The sequence below is a fragment of the Bradyrhizobium genosp. SA-4 str. CB756 genome, from assembly GCF_000473125.1.
GTDB lineage: Bacteria > Pseudomonadota > Alphaproteobacteria > Rhizobiales > Xanthobacteraceae > Bradyrhizobium > Bradyrhizobium arachidis.
Map to the genome: position 1 here is coordinate 9,510,343 of NZ_KI421499.1, position 18,243 is coordinate 9,528,585.

The window sequence follows — 18,243 nt, forward strand, 5'->3', positions numbered from 1 at the left end:
ACCCTTGACGGCTGCGGCTAAAGTGAAGAAGCAGGATCATCGAACCTGCCGACCCGCAGCCTGTGCGGGCATGGAGACGCCGCATGTCGTTCAAGAAACTCCTGGTCGCCAACCGCGGCGAGATCGCCATCCGCATCGCGCGCGCGGCGGCCGATGCCGGCATCACGACGGTTGCGATCCACCCCGCTGACGATGCGCTGTCGCTGCATGTGCGCGTCGCCGACGAGGCGGTCGAAATTCCCGGCCGCGGCGCAAGGGCCTATCTCGATATCGACGCTGTCGTGAAGGCGGCGAAGAGCGCGGGCTGCGATGCCGTTCATCCCGGCTACGGCTTCCTCAGCGAGAATGCGGCGTTCGCAAAAGCCTGCGCTGACGCGGGCATTGCCTTTGTCGGACCCAAGCCGGCCGCGCTGGAGCTTTTCGGCGACAAGGTCGCGGCGCGGCAACTGGCAAAACGCTGCGGCGTGCCGATCATCGCCGGCACCAGTGGCCCGTCGTCGCTGGAGGAGATCACGGCCTTCTTCGAATCGCTCGGCAAGGGCGCCGCGATCGTGATCAAGGCGATGGCCGGCGGCGGTGGCCGCGGCATGCGCGTGGTGGAGAAGGCTGCTGATCTGGCGGAGGCCTATGCGCGCTGCCAGTCCGAGGCCAAGGCCGCGTTCGGTTTCGACGGCGTCTATGCCGAGCGGCTGATCCGGCAGGCGCGCCATATCGAGGTGCAGATCATCGGCGACAAGCACGGCGCGATCTCCCATCTCTGGGAGCGCGAATGCACCATCCAGCGCCGGCACCAGAAGCTGATCGAGGTGGCGCCGAGCCCGTCGCTCAGCGACGGCTTGCGCGGCCGTATCATCGAGGCGGCGAAGCAGCTTGCGGCTGCGGCCTCGTATGACAATCTCGGTACGTTCGAGTTCCTGGTCGACGACACCGCCGAGGACAGCTTTGCCTTCATCGAAGCCAATCCACGTCTCCAGGTCGAGCACACCGTGACGGAAGAGGTGCTCGGCCTCGATCTCGTCCGCGCCCAGCTCGCGGTCGCGGCAGGCGCAACGCTGGCCTCGCTCGGTATGGCGCAGGGTTCGATCCCGAAGCCGCGCGGCTATGCGATGCAGCTCCGTATCAACATGGAGACGCTGGACGAGACCGGCGCGACGCATCCGACCGGCGGCGTGCTCGCGGTGTTCGAGCCGCCGTCGGGGCCCGGTGTTCGCGTCGATAGCTTTGGTTACGCCGGCTACAAGACCAGCGCGGCCTTCGACTCGCTGCTTGCAAAAGTCATCGTGCATACGCCGGGCGAAGCCTGGCATGACGTGGTGGCCAAAGCCTCGCGCACCCTGCGCGAGTTCCGGATCGACGGCGTCGTCACCAACATCGCCTTCCTTCAGGCCGTGCTGGCCCATCCTGATTTCAGGACCAACCGCATCGCGACCGATTTCATCGACCGCAACGTTGCGAAGCTGGTCGAGGCAGCGGACGGGGCGGCCAAGCCGCTCTACTTCACGGCGACGGAGCGCGGCGATCACTGCGCGGAAGCGCATATCGCGCAAGTCGTGCCCGAAGGCGCGGTGATGGTCGCAGCGCCCTTGCAGGGCACCATCGTCACCATCCAAGTGAAAGAAGGCGAGATCGTGCGGCCCGGTCAGCAGCTCGCCGTGATCGAGTCCATGAAGATGGAGCATCTGGTCATGGCCGAACAGGGCGGGCGGGTGACAAAACTCGTCGCCGGCGACGGCGTCACGCTGATGCATGGCGAACCGATCATGTATCTGGAGCCGCTCGACGTCGCGGCTGACAGCACGGCGGCGGAAGCCGACATCGATCTCGACCACATCCGTCCTGACCTCGCCGAGCTGATCGCGCGCCAGGCCAACACGCTCGATGCCAACCGCCCGGCCTCGGTCGAGCGCCGCCGCAACACCAACCAGCGCACCGCGCGCGAGAATGTTGCCCAGCTCGTGGACGAAGGCTCGTTCATGGAATATGGCAGCCTTGCGATCGCCGCCCAGCGCCGCCGTCGCAAGCTCGACGATCTCATCAAGAACACGCCGGCGGACGGCCTCGTGATGGGCGTTGCCACGGTGAATGCCGAGAAGTTCGGACCCGACGGTGCGCGCTGTATCGTCGTGGCCTATGACTACACCGTGCTTGCGGGCACGCAGGGCCACATGAACCACAAGAAGATCGACCGCATGCTGACGCTGGCGGAAGACTGGCGCGTGCCGCTGGTGTTTTACGCGGAAGGCGGCGGTGGTCGGCCCGGCGACACCGACCGGCTCGGCATGACCGGCCTCGACGGCCCGTCCTTCGTGCAGTTTGCAAGGCTCTCCGGCCTTGTGCCCGTCATCGGCGTCGTCTCCGGCTATTGCTTCGCCGGCAACGCGGCGATGCTCGGCTGCTGCGATGTCATCATCGCTACCAAGAATGCGTCAATTGGCATGGGCGGCCCGGCGATGATCGAGGGCGGCGGGCTCGGTGTCTATCACCCGGCCGAGGTCGGCCCGGTTTCATTCCAGTCGCCGAACGGCGTCATCGACATCCTGGTCGAGGACGAGGAGGAGGCGACGCGGGTTGCGCAAAAGTATCTGTCCTATTTCCAGGGTGCGGTGCAGGACTGGGAAGCCGCCGACCAGCGCCTGCTCCGTCGCGCGATTCCTGAGAACCGCCTGCGCGTCTACGACATCCGCAACGTGATCGATCTCGTCGCCGACAAAGATTCCGTGCTGGAGCTGCGCCGCGACTACGGCGTCGGCATGATCACCGCGCTGATCCGGATCGAAGGCGAGCCGTTCGGCCTGATCGCCAACAATCCGCGCCATCTCGGTGGCGCCATCGATGCCGATGCCGGCGACAAGGCCGCCCGCTTCCTCCAGCTCTGCGATGCCTTCGACCTGCCGATCGTGTCGCTCTGCGACACGCCCGGATTCATGGTCGGGCCCGAGGCCGAGAAGACCGCGATCGTCCGTCACGTCTCGCGCATGTTCGTGACCGGCGCGAGCCTCACCGTGCCCTTGTTCGGCATCGTGCTGCGCAAGGGCTATGGCTTAGGGGCGCAGTCGATGATCGGCGGCGGCTTCCACGCCTCCTTCTTCACCGCGGCCTGGCCGACCGGCGAGTTCGGCGGCATGGGCCTCGAAGGCTATGTCCGCCTCGGCTTCCGAAAGGAGATGGAGGCGATCGCCGACCCCGAGGAGCGCGAGACCTATTATCGGAACAAGGTCGCCGAGCTCTATGCCAACGGCAAGGCGGTCTCGATCGCTTCGGTGTTCGAGATCGACAACGTCATCGACCCCGCGGAGACGCGGCGCTGGATCATGGCCGGCCTGCGCTCCGTGCCGAAGCCGCCGGCGAGGACGGAGAAGAAGCGGCCCTGCATCGACACGTGGTGAGCGCGGTGCAGCAATTGCAATGCGGGGTCATTTCGGGGCGGCCCGGAGAGCCGAACTCCGGTGCGCAATTGCGCACCTGAGAATCTCGAGATCCCGGGTTCGATGCTTCGCATCGCCCCGGAATGACAACTGGAGACAGCGCGCCGTGCTTGTGTTCCCGGTTCCCGATTGACCGATTGACATCCCCGCCCGTGCTGCCAGACTTTGCACAATAATACAGGGTGGAGACGTCCGCGATGGCCAGCCTGTCGGCCTCGAACCATGTCGCCCGTGTTCTGTCCGTCGCCAATCATGTGGCCGACGTCGATGCCTCCTCGCGCATCGCCAATTCCTGGCGGCGCTGTCTGATCAGCCACAAGCTCGATCCCGCCCGCCAAGGCCCGCCGCAGACGCTGACCGAGGCAGAGATCCGTCACGTCGCAGAACCCATGGAAGAGGTGATCAGGCTCGCAACGCCCGAGCTCGACGATCTCGCCCGCGTGCTGCGCGACGCCGGCTACTGCGTCAACCTGGCTGACGCGAATGCGACCATGCTGTTCAGCCGCCTGCCCGGCGAGGCCGACGCGAAGATGTTCCTGGACTGGAAGATCTACACCGGTTCGAACTTCGCCGAGACGTTCGAGGGCACCAACGGGCTCGGCACCGCGCTTGCGGAACAGAAGCCGATCCTGGTGCATCGCGACGAACATTTCCGTGCGCAATGGCACATGTTCTCCTGCGCGGTGGCGCCGCTGTTCGACCAGGCCGGCCGTCTCGCCGGCGCCATCAACATCACCTCCTGCCGCGAGGACCTCGAGCGCGCCGCGCATCAGCTGGCGCTGGCGGTGACGATGGAGGCGACGCGGCGGATGGAGGGCGCGATCTTCCGCGGTCATTTCCGCAACGCGTGGATCGCGACCGTGCCGGGTGATGGCGGCAGCGGTCTCATCGCCTATGACGACGACCGCCGCGTCGTCGGCGCCTGCCGCTCGGCGCGTGCGCTGCTCGGCCTCACCGACGGCATGATCGCATCCGGCATCGATCTGTCGCGCTACGTCAAGTTCGATCATCACGCCGCGCGTAACAAGGACGAACTCGTCGAGCTGCGCCGCGCCGACGGCCGTGCATTGGGCCAGGGCCACATCGCGCCGCCGCTGCGTGCAAGGTCGCCCGTTCCGCGCCGCGATGCGCCCGCGGATCGCTTCGACGCGCTGCACCGGCTCGCCGGCCGGGATCCAGGCCTCGTCAAGAGCGTCAAGCGCTTGAGGAGCATCGGCGATCACAATCTGCCGGTGCTGTTGCATGGCGAGACCGGCGTCGGCAAGGACGTGTTCGCGCGCGCCATTCACGCCGCCAGCAACCGCGCGCGCAACAATTACGTTGCGCTGAACTGCGCGGCGATGCCGGAGAGCCTGATCGACGCCGAGCTGTTCGGCTACGAGGCCGGCGCCTTCACCGGCGCGCGGCGCGAGGGGTCGAAGGGCCTGATCGTGCAAGCCGACGGCGGCACGCTCTTCCTCGACGAGATCGGCGACATGCCGATCGCGCTGCAGACGCGCCTGCTGCGCGTGTTGGAGAATCGCGAGGTCTGGCCGCTCGGCGCGCGCAGGCCGGTGCCGGTCGACATCCGCCTGATCAGCGCCACCCATCGCGATCTCGGCCGCATGGCGGAAGAGGGGGCCTTCCGTCCCGATCTTTATTTCCGCCTGCGCGGCATGGAGGTGCGGCTGCCGGCCTTACGTGATCGCGCCGACCGGGACGACATCATTCGCCAGATCGCGCGCGAGGAAGCGCCGAATTGCCGCCTGTCGGACGAAGCCTGGTTGTTGCTCACAGCGTATTCCTACCCCGGCAACATGCGTCAGCTCCGCCATGTGCTACGGCTTGCGGGCTGCACGGCGGAGGACGGCATCATCACGGATGCCGATCTCGATCTGCCGCCGTTCGGTGGAAGGACCGCGGAGCCTGCTCTCGAAGTGGCCGAGCGCGCCACCATCGTCGAGGCCCTGCGGCAGCACGGTGGCCGCGTCACTGAAGCAGCGCGCGCGCTCAAACTCAGCCGCGCCACGCTCTATCGCAAGATCAAGCAATTGAAGATCTAACGAGCAAGGGGGCTCCTGCCGGAACCCTGACGCCGCCCGGCCCTTGATCTGCTCTCCCGGATCAGGCGGCAAACGCGCCGCCGCGAACATACATTCCCGAGAGTTCGAGAGAGGAGCGCATTCGATGGAGGAGATCGAGGTCTTCCTGGCGGTCATCGAGGCGGGAAGCCAGACGGCCGCCGCGCGGCAATTGGGTCGGTCGTTGCAATCGGTGAACCGCGTACTCGCCGCGCTGGAACGCAGTGTCGGTGTGGAACTGGTTCGGCGAACCACGCGGCAATCGGTGGCGACCGAAGCGGGTCTGGCGTTCTATCGCCGCGTCAAGCCGGCCTTTGCGGAAATCACCGAAGCGCGGCTCGAAGCCGCGAACCGGCGCGTCGAGCCGTCGGGACTGCTCAAGGTCGCAGCACCGGTCCTGTTCGGATCGACCCATGTGGTGCCCGTGATCGCCGAGTTCATGGCGCGCTTCCCGCAGATCGAAGTCGACGTCAACATGTCCGACCGGCCTGTCGATGTCGTCGGCGATGGCTTTGATCTCGCCGTGCGGATCAGGGAATTGCCGGACTCCTCGCTGAAGACCCGGCGGCTGGGCGAGCTGCGCACGGTCGTCTACGGCGCGCCCGATTATTTTGCGCGCCATGGCCGCCCGCATCATCCGAACGATCTCGCCAGGCATCAATGCATCCTGCGCAAGATCAATCGCGGCGAAGCGGATGCATGGCGGTTTCAGATCGACGGCAGCGCGGCGATCGTGCAGGTGAACGGCCGCTTTCACACCGACAATATGACGGCTGCGCATGCGGCCGCCCGTCATGGCCTCGGTGTCGGATATGGCCCGTTCTGGCAGATCCGCGATCTCGTCGATCAGGGCGCGCTCGAAATCGTGCTGGAGGCGTTCGAGGCCGCGCGAACGCCCGTGCGCGCCGTGTTCCCTCCGAGCGCGATACCGCCGGCCAAGACGCATCTCTTCGTCGATCTGCTGGTGGAAAGGCTGAAGCACGAGCGGCTTTGAGCCGCGTCCGGGAACGCATTTCTACCATTTGGCGGGAATGTCTATCCCGCGAGGCGCCGGTTGTCCTGACCTGCCGTCGATCGCAGCTTGAAGCGGGGCGCATATCCGCCCCGCGAGGCGCAAAGGACTGCTCCATGGCTCCCAATCGACGGACACTCTTGCACGCCGGCGTCAGCGTCACCGCGACGCTGGCTTCCGCCACCCTCGCCGGACAGTCTGGCGCACGCGACCCGCAGCCGCCGAAGTTCCTGCTCGCGGACGATTCGGAATCCTGCGCGGCGGCCGCGCAGGATTTCGGCCACATCGTTCAGAGGCGGCCGCGGGCCATCTGCAAACCCGCGACCAGCGGCGAGGTCGTCGACATTCTGCGCTGGGCGCGCGAGCAGGGCCTGAAGGTCGCGGCGCGCGGGCAGGGCCACGCGACCTACGGCAGGGCCATGGCCGAGGACGGCATCGTGATGGACCTTGGAGCGCTGGCCGCGATCCACCGGATCGAGCCCGATCGCGTCGTGGTCGATGCCGGCGCGACCTGGCACGATGTGCTGGATACGACGCTGGCCAAGGGGCTCACACCTCCGGTGTTGACAAACTATCTCGGCCTGTCCGTCGGCGGCACGCTTGCCGTCGGTGGAATCGGCGGATCATCGTCCCGGCATGGTCTCCAGACCGATCAGGTTCTGGAGCTCGATGTCGTCACCGGCGAAGGCGTGGAGCTGACCTGCTCGCCGACTGCGCATGCCGAGCTGTTCGACGCCGTTCGGGCCGGGCTGTCGCAGTGCGCGATCATCACGCGGGCGACGCTTCGATTGATGCGTGCGCCCGAACGTGTCAGGCGTTATCTGCTGTCCTATCCCGATCTTGCCTCGCTGACCGCCGATCAGCGGCGCGCTCTGGACGAGCGACGTTTCGATCAGTTGCAGGGCGCTGTCGTGCCTGATAGCGCCGGCGGCTGGCGCTATCAACTCGAAGCGGGCGTCTTCTACGACAACAGCACGCCCCCCGACGACAAGGTTTTGCTCGCGGGCCTCGCCGACAAGCGCGAGACCGTCTCGGACCTTGGCTTCGGGGAGGACGCCAACGTATTCGCCAAGCTCGAGAAGCTGCTGCGGTCGAACGGCCAATGGTTCAATCCGCACCCCTGGCTGCTGACATACTTGCGCGGCAGCAACGCGCTGGAGGTCGCAAGCGAGGTCATTGCTGAACTGAACAGCGATGATCTCGGCCCGTTCGGACGGATCACTTACTATCCGATGTTCAAGGATGCATGCCGGACACCCTTGCTTCGATTGCCTGACGAGCGCGTCGTCGTCCCGTTCAATCTCATCCGCATCCCTGTAACGGCCGACAAGGCGAATGCGGACCGGCAGGTCGTCCGCAACCGCACACTGTACGATCGCATTCGCGAGGCAGGCGGCATGCTGTATCCGGTGAGCGCACTCGCCATGTCGTCGCAGGACTGGGCCGACCATTTCGGCGCGAGATGGCCGCTGCTGCGCGAGGCTAGGCGTCGTCACGACCCGGACGGCATCCTCACGCCCGGCTATGATCTGTTCTAGATCAGGAGAAATCCGTCCAGCTGAGATGCCGCGCATCGAGGTCGCCGAGCGCGACCGTCTCGCGCATCTCCTGCGGCGTATGAAAATGGCCGCGCAGATACACCAGTGGCTTCGCGGCATCCGAATGGGACACGCCGCGCACCTCGCCGACGAAGATCGAATGCGTCCTGGTTTCGAATTCCTGCGCCAGCACGCAGTCGAAGGCTGCGACCGCGTCGGTCAATACCGGCGCGCCGGTTGCGCCGCGCGTCCACTGCCCGAACGCAAACCGGTCGTCGCCGTTGACGCCCTTCTGGCCGCTGAAGGTCAGCGCCAGCATCGCGTGATCCTCGTGCAGGAAGTTGATCGCGAAGGCGCCTTCCTCGCGGATGCGCGTATGCGCACTGGCATTGCGGTTGACGCACACGATCAGCGAGGGCGGATTGTCGGACAGTGAGCAGGCCGAGGTCACCGTCAAACCCGTGCGCTTGCCGTGCTCGGCGCCGACCGTGACCAGCGCCACGGCGCCGGCGCACTGGCGCATCGCCTGCTTGAAATCCTTCGCGTCGACGCTCACGCGGAAATCTCCGAAATGAAAGCGGGTGCGGCAGGATCGCGCCGCACCCGTATTGGGTCAAGCTGCCTTCTTCGCGGAGCCGAGATGCGTCAGGCGCGGCATCACCTCGTTCTTGAGCAGCGAGAGCGAATGGTGCCAGGCTTCGGCCTTGTGCTTGTAGTCGAAGCCGAACACCAAGAGCACGCCGAAGCCGCCGACCTCGTCGTAGATCTTCTCGATCTTCTCGGCGACGGTCGCGGGCGAGCCGACGATCCAGTTCCGTTTGGCGCAATATTCGACCGTGACGTCGCTGTCGGGCACGTCGGGCGCGTGCTTGAGGTAGTCCTTGAAGCCGAAATGGCCGAGCAGTGGCAGGAAGTACTCATGCATCATCCGGCCCATCATGTCGCCGGTCGACAGCTTCCAGGCCTCCTCGTCGGTATCGGCAACGAACACCTCACGCACCAGGCGCCAGTCCTGCCGGTTCGGCTTGCGGCCGGTCTTGGCGGCGCCGATCTCGACCGAGTCCCAATGGCTGCCGACATAGGCCGGGTTGAGATTGAGGCTCATCGGGATGAAGCCGCGCTCACCTGCGAGCTTCAAGGTGTCTGAGTTCTTCGATAGCCCGGCAACGCCGATCGGCGGATGCGGCGCCTGCAGCGGCTTGATGTGGGGCTTGAGGAAGTCGAACATCGTGTCCGGCTTGGTCACCGTCCAGTATTTGCCCTTGTGGGTGAACGGCGCCGGCTCACTCCAGAGCTTCAGGATGATCTCCAACGCCTCGCGCGTCATGTCGCGGTTCTGACCGCTCATGCCGTCGACGTTGAACATCGCCCAGTCGCTCGGCAGGCCGCTCGCCGCGACGCCGAAATTGAGCCGGCCCTCGGACATATGGTCGAGCATCGCGACGCGGTTGGCGAGCTCGGCCGGGTGGTGATAGGGCAGCAGGAAGCCGCCCGGCCCGATGCGCAGGCGCTTGGTCTGCATCAAGGCCTGCGCGATCAGGAGGTCCGGCGTGGGATTGGGTTCCCAGGGCGCGGTGTGGTGTTCGCCGACCCAGGCCTCCTGATAGCCGAGCTCGTCGAGCCAGCGCATGACTTGCAGGTCCCAGTCGTTCCCTTCCTTCAGACCGCACTCCGGCGGATGCGAAGGCATCGTGAAATAGCCGATCTCCATGGGTTTCCTCATCTGATGTTGACGCGTCTTGCTGCGCGGTTCACGGACGTGAGTGGAGAGGCTTCAGCAAGGCGTGTGCCAGCGCGGCTCGCCCTCGGACTTGCGAGAAAAGGCTGGTTTGCGGCCGCAATAGCCGATATCCCGAGGCAGATTTGCAAAGCGCCGTCTCATTGTCGCGAGACGCCGTCTTGCCTGTGAGACGAGGACACGATGACCGAACCCGCTTTTGTCGCGGTGGACTGGGGCACCAGCAGTTTTCGCCTGTGGCTGGTTGATCGCACCGGCCAGGTTCTGGCCGAGCGCCGCAGCGGCGAGGGCATGCTGACGGCGGCGAAGGCTGGCTTCTCCGCCGTGCTGCAGTCGCATCTCCGCGCAGTCGAGGCGCCCGATCCTCTGCCCGTTCTCGTCTGCGGCATGGCCGGCGCAAAAACCGGCTGGGTCGAGGCCGGCTACGTCGACACGCCGGCGCCGCTCGCCGCCATCCTGAAGCAGGCCGCGCGTGTGCCGGCTGAGGCGCGCGACATCCGCATTCTACCGGGCATCGCGCAGCGCGACGCCAGCGCGCCGGACGTGATGCGCGGCGAGGAGACGCAGCTGCTTGGCGCGCTTGGCCTCGATGCCGCCAGCGAGGCGCTGGTCTGCATGCCCGGCACCCATTCGAAATGGGTGCGGGTGAAGGACGGTACGGTCGCTCGCTTTTCCACCTTCATGACCGGGGAGCTCTTCAGCGTCATTTCGCGCGAGACGATCTTGTCGCTCGCGGTGGCCGGTGCCGATGAGGCCGAAGATATCGCGAGCTTCAAAGCGGCCGTGAAGGCTGCGTACGACGCGCCGGCCTTCGCCGCCAATTTGCTATTCACCGCGCGGTCGCGGCAGTTGCTGTTCGGCGGTACGCCGGCTGCGGCGCGCGAGACGCTGTCGGGCACGTTGATCGGCGCCGAGCTCGCGGCAGGGCTCTCCGGAGCGTTGCCAAAAGCGGGCATTACGCTGATTGCCTCGGGGCGGCTCGCGACGTTGTATCGCCACGCTTTCGATGCGCTGGCGGTCGCCGTGCAGCCGGTCGATGCCGACGAAGCGGTCCGCCGCGGTCTGTCGATGGCCGCTGCGGCGATCTGGACGAAATAGAGGGATTTTTGAGATGAGCGTTCCTTTTCCATCGATGAAGCGTCCGCTGGTCGCGATCCTGCGCGGCGTCAAGCGGGAGGAGACCGAGGCCATCGTCGGCGTGCTGATCGAGGCCGGCATGACCGCGATCGAGATTCCCTTGAACTCGCCCGATCCGTTCCGTTCGATCGGCGTTGCGGTGAAGCAGGCGCCGGCTGGCGTGCTGATCGGCGCCGGGACGGTGCTGACCGCCGCAGATGTCGACCGCCTCAACGATGCCGGCGGCAAGCTGATGGTCTCGCCCAATGTCGATACTGACGTGCTTGCGCGCGCGCATCAGCACGGCATGGTGACCCTGCCCGGCGTGTTCTCGCCGACGGAAGCGCTGCTCGCGGCGCGCTCCGGCGCATCGGGCCTGAAATTCTTTCCGGCCAGCGTGCTCGGCGCATCCGGGATCGCCGCGATCCGCGCCGTGTTGCCCGCGGGCGTGATGATTGCCGCTGTCGGCGGCGTCTCCGACCAGAATTTTGCCGAATACATCAAGGGCGGCGTGACGGCGTTCGGGCTGGGTTCGAGCCTCTACAAGCCCGGCATGTCGGCCGCCGATGTCGCGGTGCGGGCGAAGGCGACGATTGTGGCCTATGATCGGGCGATTGCGAAAGACTGAGCGCGCAATAAACAAGCCGTGATGCCGTCACGGTCGCGCGTTATCCTATCTTGCTCTACCGGCGAGATCAGGAGACCGACATGGCGATCAACAACGTGGCCGATCTGTTCGTGGGAACGCTCGAGCAGGCCGGCGTCAAACGCATCTATGGCATCGTCGGCGACAGCCTGAACGCCTTGACCGAGGCGCTGCGCCGCCGCGGCACCATCGAGTGGATCCATGTCCGGCACGAGGAGGTTGCAGCCTTCGCCGCTGCCGGCGAAGCCGAGATGACGGGAAGCCTCGCGGTCTGCGCGGGTTCCTGCGGCCCGGGCAATCTGCATCTGATCAACGGCCTGTTCGATGCCCATCGCAGCCGCGTTCCCGTGCTGGCGATCGCGGCGCAGATCCCGACCGCCGAGATCGGCGGCGGCTATTTCCAGGAGACACATCCGCAAAACCTCTTTCGCGAATGCAGTCACTACTGCGAGCTGGTCTCTGATTCGAGCCAGCTTCCTTATGTGCTGGAGAACGCGATTCGCGCGGCGGTCGGTCTGCGCGGCGTCGCCGTCGTGGCGATGCCCGGCGACGTCGCCTTCCGCTCGCCGCCGAAGCGCGCACTGTCGACGACACGTGGCCTCGCGTTATCCGCACCGAAGATCGTGCCGCAGGCGGATGAGCTGAAGGCGCTCGCCGATCTCCTCAACCGCGCCGAGCGCATCACGCTGTTCTGCGGCCGCGGCTGCGCCGGCGCGCACGCACCGCTGATGCAACTGGCCGAAACGCTGAAGAGCCCGATCGTGCATGCGCTCGGCGGCAAGGAGCATGTCGAATACGACAACCCTTACGATGTCGGCATGACCGGATTCATCGGCTTCTCCTCGGGCTATGCCGCCATGCACGCCTGCGACGCGCTGGTGATGCTCGGCACCGACTTTCCCTACAAGCAGTTCTTCCCTGTTGATGCGAAGGTCGCGCAGATCGACATCCGCCCGGAAAATCTGGGACGGCGGTGCAGGATCGATCTCGGCCTCGTCGGCGACGTCAAGCTGACCATCGAGGCGCTGCTGCCGCTGCTCAAGTCCAAGACGCAGCGCAGGCATCTCGACGATGCCATCGCGCACTACAAGAAGGCGCGTGAGGGTCTCGACTCGCTCGCCAAGGGCACGCCCGGCAGCAAACCGATCCATCCGCAGTATCTGGCCAAGGTCATCAGCGACCACGCGTCCGACGATGCCGTGTTCACCGCCGATGTCGGCACGCCCACGGTGTGGGCCGCGCGCTATCTCGACATGAACGGCCGCCGCCGGCTGATCGGCTCGTTCGTGCACGGCTCGATGGCCAATGCCATGCCGCAGGCGATCGGCGCGCAGGCCGCGCAGCCCGGCCGCCAGGTCATCTCGCTTTCCGGCGACGGCGGCTTCACCATGCTGATGGGCGACCTCATCACGCTGACGCAGATGAAGCTGCCGGTGAAGGTCGTCGTCTTCAACAATGGCGTGCTCGGCTTCGTCGCGCTGGAGATGAAGGCGGCCGGCTTTGTCGACACCAATGTCGATCTGGAAAATCCTGATTTCGCCGCGATGGCGCGCGCGATGGGCATCTTTGCCAAGCGCGTCGAGGATCCCGGCGAGCTGCCGGGCGCGATGAAGGAGATGCTGGCCCACAACGGGCCGGCGCTGCTCGACGTCGTCACCGCCAAGCAGGAGCTGTCGATGCCGCCGACCATCACAGCCGAGCAGGTCAAGGGCTTCAGCCTGTGGGTGCTGCGCGCGGTGATGAACGGCCGCGGCGACGAGGTGCTCGACCTCGCGAAGACGAACCTCTTGCCGCGCTAACCGCGCTTCACTGACGGCACCGGCAGCCGCTCGTGGCGGCGCTGGAAGCGCTGCCAGTGCAGCACGATGCCGATCAGCAAGGCCGGCAGGAAGCCGAGCGCGATCAGGAAATGCGGCAGCTGCGTCGGCGAGATGAACGCCATGGCGACGTCGGAGATCAGCCAGAGCGCCGCGAACATCACCGCAAAATCGGTGCGTGGGCAGCGCAGATAATAGAACACGGCGGTAATGACGATGGCGGGCCCGATCGCAATCCCGATCATCACCGCCGTCAGCTCTTTCGGCGTCAACGCGTCGAGCACCATCGCCGCCAGCAGCCAGAGCGCGGCGAACATGGCGATGATGTCGAGCGGATGCCGCAACCCAATACCTCTCGCAGGGAACGCGCTATCGTTGTGGCCCGGCCCCCTGCCGTCAAGGGAAAATACGCCTATTCCTCGTCACTTCCGGGCGTCGGGCGCAGCATGAAATGGCCGAAAGCGGTCGCGATCGGCTTGTCCCCATCGTCCTGCCAGGCCCGCGCCTCGAAGGCGACGATGCGGCGGCCTTGTTTCACGATCGAGACATTGGCAATGCTGTCGAGCGCGCGGCCGGAACGCAGATAGTTGACGGTGAGCCCGATCGGCTTGGGCAGCGCGGCGATGCCGAGCTCGCGCGTCACGCCGACGATCGCGGTGGTCTCGAGAAAAGCGCCGGTCATCCCGCCATGGATCGCGGGCAGGATCGGGTTGCCGATGATTTTCGGCGAGAACGGCATGGTCAGCGTGCCGTCGTCATTGATGCGGATGCCGAGGCAGCGTGCGAACGGGCTGCTCGCGAACGGGCCGTCCGGATCATCCGGCGCCTCCAGCGTCGGGATGTTGCGCGCATCCATCCTGCGGTCGGCGAGCATGTTGGTGCGGTTGGCGCCGATCATGAAGCAGGCGGTCGCGGTCGCGACCGGATCGTCCTCGGACTCCTGGTAGGCGGTGGAGCGCACGAAGGCGATCGAGCGCGTGGTGCGGTAGCAGACCGAATGCGCCTTGATGTCGAGGCCCGGCGTTGCCGGCTTCTGGTAGTCGATGCGCAAGTCCAGGGTTGCGATCGCACGGGTGCCGTCGAGCGCGAGTTGCACGGCCATGCCGCAGCTCTCGTCCAGCATCGCGGTGACCACGCCGCCATGCAGCACGCCGGTCTCGGTGTCGCCGACGAAGACCGGCCGGTAGGGCAGGCTGGACCAGGCCTCGCCCGGCGCAAAGCGGTCGAGCTGAAGCCCGCTGATATGGCCGTAATCGGAACGGCGGCCCTTGATCGCCTCGGCGAGTTCCTCGAAGGGGAGCGTGGTCGGTGGAGTGGACATGGCGATGTTCTAGACCAGTGCCGGGCGCGGTGCAAAACCCGAACAGGTCGCCGGAGGCAGTTGGGCCTCGACAGGGCGGACGGAAGCAACGATGGTGGGCGCTTCGTTTGTTCGACCAGCCGCAAGGAGCGCCCATGACCGACCCCGAAACGCCCGCTCAGGGGCCCGTCACCATTTCGAGCTCGAGCTCGGAGCGCGCGCCGATCATCTATTTCGACGGCGCCTCCTGCTTCGGCCATCACAACGGCGCGATCCAGATCGAGCTCGCCGCGAACCTCTTGATGCCGGTCGGCGCCGCGGTCAGGGTCGACGTGGTCCAGACCGCGCACCTGCGTTGCAGCGTCGCCGCAGCGCTTGCCTTGCGTGAAGCGCTCGACAAGGCGCTGGCGATGTTCAAGCAGGGTCAGCAGCAGCCCACGGAGGACATTCCGGCGGTGAAGAACTGAAGGCAGCCGTGTGGGCCCGCACGGTTCGAGACGCGCCGCCAGGCGGCGCTCCTCACCATGAGGGTCTGAGATATCGCCGCGAAATCAGACCGCATCCTGAGGGCCCGCCATCGACGGGCGTCTCGAAGGATGGCCGCAAGCGCGGGGCTTACGAAACGAACGGGCCTGCCTCAGCCGACATGCACCTTCGGCTTCCTGCCGCCGTTCCACTTGCCGTCGAGCGCACGCTCGATCTGGGCGGCGAGTTGTAGCAAGAGGCCGTCATTGGCCTGCTTGGCGATCGCCTGGATGCCGAGCGGCAGGCCGTGGTCTTGCGCCGCCATCGGCATCGAGATCGCGGGCATGCCGCAGAGATTGGCGAGCGGCGTGAAGGCGAAGAAGCGCCAGAGATTGCCGAACCAGTCGAGCACATCGGGATTGTCGGAGATGGTGAGATATTCCTTCGTGCCGACCTTCGGCGTCGGCAGCGCGGTGATCGGCGTCAGGATCACGTCCCACTGCTCGAAGAACGCGCCGAAGCCGCGCGAGGTGGTGTTGAACACGCCCTGCATCTTCGCCCGCTCGGCGAAGCTGGTGTGACGGCCGGCTTCCCAGATGCGGATGTTCATGGGCTCGATCAGATCTTCCGGCGGCTTTTCAAGCCCGCGCGCGGCGAGCATGTTGGAGATCACCACGGCAAAATTGCTGATGTAGCAGGTGGTCTGTGCCGCGAAGGCGGCGCGGAAGTCGAGCTCGGGCAGCGCGTAGTCGACGTGATGGCCGAGGCCTTCGAGGAAACGGCCGGTCTTTTCCAGCTCGGCGGCGATCTCCGGCGTCGCGGTGTAATCGCCCCAGGTGTGGGACAGCGCGATACGGAGCTTGCCCGGATCGCGCTTGATCATCTCCGAATAGGGTTGCGCCGTGGTCCAGAACGGCATGAACTCGCCGGGCGCAGGTCCCCGCGCATGATCGACGAAAGCGGCGGTGTCGCGCACCGAGCGCGACTGGCAGCCCTGGATCGAGACAAGGCCGGTGAGGTCGGACATGTGCGGGGCGAGCGAGAACACACCGCGCGAGACTTTCAGGCCGATATTGCCGTTGACGCCGGCGGGAATGCGGATCGAGCCGCCGCCGTCGGTCGCATGCGCGATCGGCACCACGCCGGCCGCGACCATCGCCGCACTGCCCGCCGACGAGCCGCAGGTGGTGTAATCGGTATTCCAGGGATTGCGTGTGACATAGACGGCGGGATTGTCGGCCGAGCTGCATACGCCGAATTCCGGCGTCGTGGTGCGCCCGATCAGGTTCAATCCCGCCTGGCGAAACTTGCCGGTGAGGAACGTGTCGGCGGCGGCGCGATTGCCGCGCATCAACACCGAGCCCATCTCCTGGAGCCGGCCCTTCATGGTCGGTCCCAGATCCTTCATCAGGAACGGCAGGCCGGCGAACGGGCCGGACAGATTGGCGCCGTCCCTGGCGGGATCGGCGATCACGTCCTCGAACAGCTCGACCACGCCCGACAGCGCCGGATTGACCTTGGCAACGCCAGCGACCGCTTGCCGCGCCAGTTCCTTGGCCGTCAGCTCGCCATTGCGGACGCGCGCCGCCAGCGCGACGCCATCGTGCTGCGCCCATTCATTCCAGCTCATAGGCAAAGTCATGAAGTCAGATCCCCTAAGATGCGGGCGCCACCTTTTTCGCAAGGGCCCGCGTGAATCAACCGAGCCGGCGCGAAGGGCAGGGTTGCGCCGGGCGGAGAGGTCGGCGCGTCATTAAGACAGGCGTGCGATGACCGCAACCGGGCCGCCGCCCGCAGGCCCCTGGTGCTCGGCGCCGCCGGAAACATAGACCGCGCCGGTGCCGGCAAGGCCGGCGATCAGGCCGCCGACCGCGGCGCGGGCGTGACGTGTCGAGCTGATGTCGGTGTCTTCCAGCATGGTGTGGCGGTCGCCGCGCACGCTGCCATCGGGCGAGGCCTCGGCCTTGGCGAAGACATTGACGAGCTCGCGGCCCGGCTGCGGCGTCGTGCCAAGCCCGACACTCGTCAGCGCCGACATCACCGCCGCAGCATCGATGGCGTCGTCCATCACGGCATGCCCGATCTCGAACGTGCTCGCCGATGACGCGGAGTTGCCGAGCACGATGACGACGTTATGCATCAGCTCGATGCCTGACGAGGTCGAGGCGACGTTCGAGAACAGATCGTCGCGTCGCAGCACGTCCTCATCGCGAATATCGGAAGCGATCTCGCCGAGCGCCACCGCAACTCCGAGCGCGGAGGCGCCGCGCGAATAGGCCATCGAGCTGTAGGAGCTCGTCGTCGCCGTCTTGTTGCCGCGCGCTTTTGCCGCCTCGACCCGTTCGCTGGTGAGCAGCGGGCATTTGATCTGGACGAAATGAACGTCAGTGGGATCGGTGATGCCGGCATCCTCCATGGCGGCTTTCACGGCCGTGGCCGTCTCCGTGATCTGCGCGGAGCGGCCAAGCTCCTCGGGCAGGAAATCCCGCGTGTGCGCCATGCCGATGCTGAGCCGCTTGCCCGACATGCCGGCCGGCCGCTCGGCCTCGCGGCGTGTGAACACCGTGATATGCGGGCTGAGCACGCCCTCGGTGCCTCCGGACATCACGAAGGCGATGCGCTGCTCGACTGCCTCTGACGACAGCCCGAGCTTTGGCGCCAATGCCGTGCACAGCGCGGCGACGGCATATTCCCGGGTAAAATCGTTGACGCCACCATTGCCCTCGGTCTTGCCGAGAATGGCGAGGATGGATGTGGGATCGATCGCGCCTGAAACGATCATGGCCATCAGGCCGGAGACGTCGCCCGGGCCCCTGGTGGCGATCTTGAAGACGCCGACCGCTGTTGTCCGCATGATAGTCCCCGTGTGGAGTTCGGTGGTCCGGCAGATCAAACAGGCGCGGAACACGGGGCTGATGTCAAGCCGCAAGCGTTCATCTCTCACCGTCACCCTGAGGTGCGAGCGAAGGGAGCCTCGAAGGGCGACGGCCCGGCTGCATCCAGGCCGCTCATCCTTCGAGGCTCCGCATGGGACGCTATGCGTCCCATGCCTCGCACCTCAGGATGACGAGGTGGCTATCTCGGTCTGCCGCGACGCAAGAGAGAAGCCGCCGACATCCCCACGAT

14 protein-coding genes are annotated in these 18,243 nt (G+C 66.1%); 8 read left to right on the forward strand and 6 right to left on the reverse strand.

Features of this window, described 5'->3' with window-relative positions; all coding sequences use genetic code 11:
• Positions 1 to 83: 83 nt before the first annotated feature.
• From BRAGE_RS0146105 to BRAGE_RS51440, 4 genes are all read left to right on the forward strand, one after another.
• The gene (locus BRAGE_RS0146105; RefSeq protein ID WP_027563793.1) at positions 84 to 3,386 is read left to right on the forward strand and encodes an acetyl-CoA carboxylase family protein; all 3,303 of its coding nucleotides are present in this window, start codon (positions 84 to 86) and stop codon (positions 3,384 to 3,386) included.
• A 236-nt stretch (positions 3,387 to 3,622) separates the two neighbouring features.
• Positions 3,623 to 5,467, forward strand: a complete 1,845-nt coding sequence (locus tag BRAGE_RS0146110) for a sigma-54-dependent Fis family transcriptional regulator (RefSeq protein WP_027563794.1) — start codon at positions 3,623 to 3,625, stop codon at positions 5,465 to 5,467.
• Positions 5,468 to 5,591: 124 nt separating this feature from the next.
• A complete protein-coding gene (locus BRAGE_RS0146115; RefSeq protein WP_027563795.1) occupies positions 5,592 to 6,479 on the forward strand; it encodes a LysR family transcriptional regulator in 888 nt (295 codons plus the stop codon).
• 134 nt (positions 6,480 to 6,613) lie between these two features.
• Positions 6,614 to 8,035 (forward strand): FAD-binding protein, encoded by a 1,422-nt coding sequence (locus BRAGE_RS51440; RefSeq protein WP_084334920.1) that lies wholly within the window; start codon positions 6,614 to 6,616, stop codon positions 8,033 to 8,035.
• Between the two features lies 1 nt (position 8,036).
• Here the strand turns inward: BRAGE_RS51440 and BRAGE_RS0146125 are convergent, their stop codons facing one another.
• Both BRAGE_RS0146125 and BRAGE_RS0146130 read right to left on the reverse strand, forming a co-directional pair.
• Positions 8,037 to 8,591, reverse strand: a complete 555-nt coding sequence (locus BRAGE_RS0146125) for a flavin reductase family protein (RefSeq protein WP_027563796.1) — start codon at positions 8,589 to 8,591, stop codon at positions 8,037 to 8,039.
• Positions 8,592 to 8,648: 57 nt separating this feature from the next.
• Entirely contained in the window at positions 8,649 to 9,746 is a 1,098-nt protein-coding gene (locus BRAGE_RS0146130) for an LLM class flavin-dependent oxidoreductase (RefSeq protein WP_027563797.1), read from the reverse strand.
• A gap of 210 nt (positions 9,747 to 9,956) precedes the next feature.
• Between BRAGE_RS0146130 and BRAGE_RS0146135 the strand changes: the two genes are divergently transcribed.
• From BRAGE_RS0146135 to poxB, 3 genes are all read left to right on the forward strand, one after another.
• Complete coding sequence (locus BRAGE_RS0146135; protein WP_027563798.1) at positions 9,957 to 10,871, forward strand: 2-dehydro-3-deoxygalactonokinase; 915 nt, start codon at positions 9,957 to 9,959, stop codon at positions 10,869 to 10,871.
• 13 nt (positions 10,872 to 10,884) lie between these two features.
• Entirely contained in the window at positions 10,885 to 11,517 is a 633-nt protein-coding gene (locus BRAGE_RS0146140) for a 2-dehydro-3-deoxy-6-phosphogalactonate aldolase (RefSeq protein WP_027563799.1), read from the forward strand.
• Positions 11,518 to 11,597: 80 nt separating this feature from the next.
• The gene (gene poxB / locus BRAGE_RS0146145) at positions 11,598 to 13,334 is read left to right on the forward strand and encodes a ubiquinone-dependent pyruvate dehydrogenase (RefSeq protein ID WP_027563800.1); all 1,737 of its coding nucleotides are present in this window, start codon (positions 11,598 to 11,600) and stop codon (positions 13,332 to 13,334) included.
• Here poxB and BRAGE_RS0146150 read toward each other — a convergent pair.
• Together BRAGE_RS0146150 and BRAGE_RS0146155 are read right to left on the reverse strand one after the other, a co-directional pair.
• A complete protein-coding gene (locus BRAGE_RS0146150; RefSeq protein ID WP_027563801.1) occupies positions 13,331 to 13,696 on the reverse strand; it encodes a hypothetical protein in 366 nt (121 codons plus the stop codon). The genes poxB and BRAGE_RS0146150 overlap by 4 nt on opposite strands.
• A gap of 68 nt (positions 13,697 to 13,764) precedes the next feature.
• Complete coding sequence (locus BRAGE_RS0146155) at positions 13,765 to 14,673, reverse strand: PaaI family thioesterase (protein WP_027563802.1); 909 nt, start codon at positions 14,671 to 14,673, stop codon at positions 13,765 to 13,767.
• Positions 14,674 to 14,807: 134 nt separating this feature from the next.
• Here BRAGE_RS0146155 and BRAGE_RS56340 point away from each other — a divergent pair, with 134 nt between their 5' ends.
• Positions 14,808 to 15,119 carry a hypothetical protein gene (locus BRAGE_RS56340; RefSeq protein ID WP_027563803.1) on the forward strand — a complete coding sequence of 104 codons (312 nt, stop codon included), beginning with the start codon at positions 14,808 to 14,810 and terminating at the stop codon, positions 15,117 to 15,119.
• A gap of 170 nt (positions 15,120 to 15,289) precedes the next feature.
• Here BRAGE_RS56340 and BRAGE_RS0146165 read toward each other — a convergent pair whose 3' ends face one another.
• The gene (locus BRAGE_RS0146165; protein WP_027563804.1) at positions 15,290 to 16,759 is read right to left on the reverse strand and encodes an amidase; all 1,470 of its coding nucleotides are present in this window, start codon (positions 16,757 to 16,759) and stop codon (positions 15,290 to 15,292) included.
• A 111-nt stretch (positions 16,760 to 16,870) separates the two neighbouring features.
• The gene (locus BRAGE_RS0146170) at positions 16,871 to 17,971 is read right to left on the reverse strand and encodes a ring-opening amidohydrolase (protein WP_027563805.1); all 1,101 of its coding nucleotides are present in this window, start codon (positions 17,969 to 17,971) and stop codon (positions 16,871 to 16,873) included.
• Between the last annotated feature and the right edge of the window lie 272 nt (positions 17,972 to 18,243).

Excerpts from the sequence above, each read along its gene's own strand:
- BRAGE_RS0146140 (WP_027563799.1), top strand. The coding sequence starts at position 10,885 with ATGAGCGTTCCTTTTCCATCGATGAAGCGTCCGCTGGTCGCGATCCTG.
- BRAGE_RS0146105 (WP_027563793.1), top strand. The coding sequence starts at position 84 with ATGTCGTTCAAGAAACTCCTGGTCGCCAACCGCGGCGAGATCGCCATC.
- BRAGE_RS0146170 (WP_027563805.1), bottom strand. The coding sequence starts at position 17,971 with ATGCGGACAACAGCGGTCGGCGTCTTCAAGATCGCCACCAGGGGCCCG.
- BRAGE_RS0146115 (WP_027563795.1), top strand. The coding sequence starts at position 5,592 with ATGGAGGAGATCGAGGTCTTCCTGGCGGTCATCGAGGCGGGAAGCCAG.
- BRAGE_RS0146135 (WP_027563798.1), top strand. The coding sequence starts at position 9,957 with ATGACCGAACCCGCTTTTGTCGCGGTGGACTGGGGCACCAGCAGTTTT.
- BRAGE_RS51440 (WP_084334920.1), top strand. The coding sequence starts at position 6,614 with ATGGCTCCCAATCGACGGACACTCTTGCACGCCGGCGTCAGCGTCACC.
- BRAGE_RS0146130 (WP_027563797.1), bottom strand. The coding sequence starts at position 9,746 with ATGGAGATCGGCTATTTCACGATGCCTTCGCATCCGCCGGAGTGCGGT.
- BRAGE_RS0146110 (WP_027563794.1), top strand. The coding sequence starts at position 3,623 with ATGGCCAGCCTGTCGGCCTCGAACCATGTCGCCCGTGTTCTGTCCGTC.
- poxB (WP_027563800.1), top strand. The coding sequence starts at position 11,598 with ATGGCGATCAACAACGTGGCCGATCTGTTCGTGGGAACGCTCGAGCAG.
- BRAGE_RS0146155 (WP_027563802.1), bottom strand. The coding sequence starts at position 14,673 with ATGTCCACTCCACCGACCACGCTCCCCTTCGAGGAACTCGCCGAGGCG.
- BRAGE_RS56340 (WP_027563803.1), top strand. The coding sequence starts at position 14,808 with ATGACCGACCCCGAAACGCCCGCTCAGGGGCCCGTCACCATTTCGAGC.
- BRAGE_RS0146165 (WP_027563804.1), bottom strand. The coding sequence starts at position 16,759 with ATGACTTTGCCTATGAGCTGGAATGAATGGGCGCAGCACGATGGCGTC.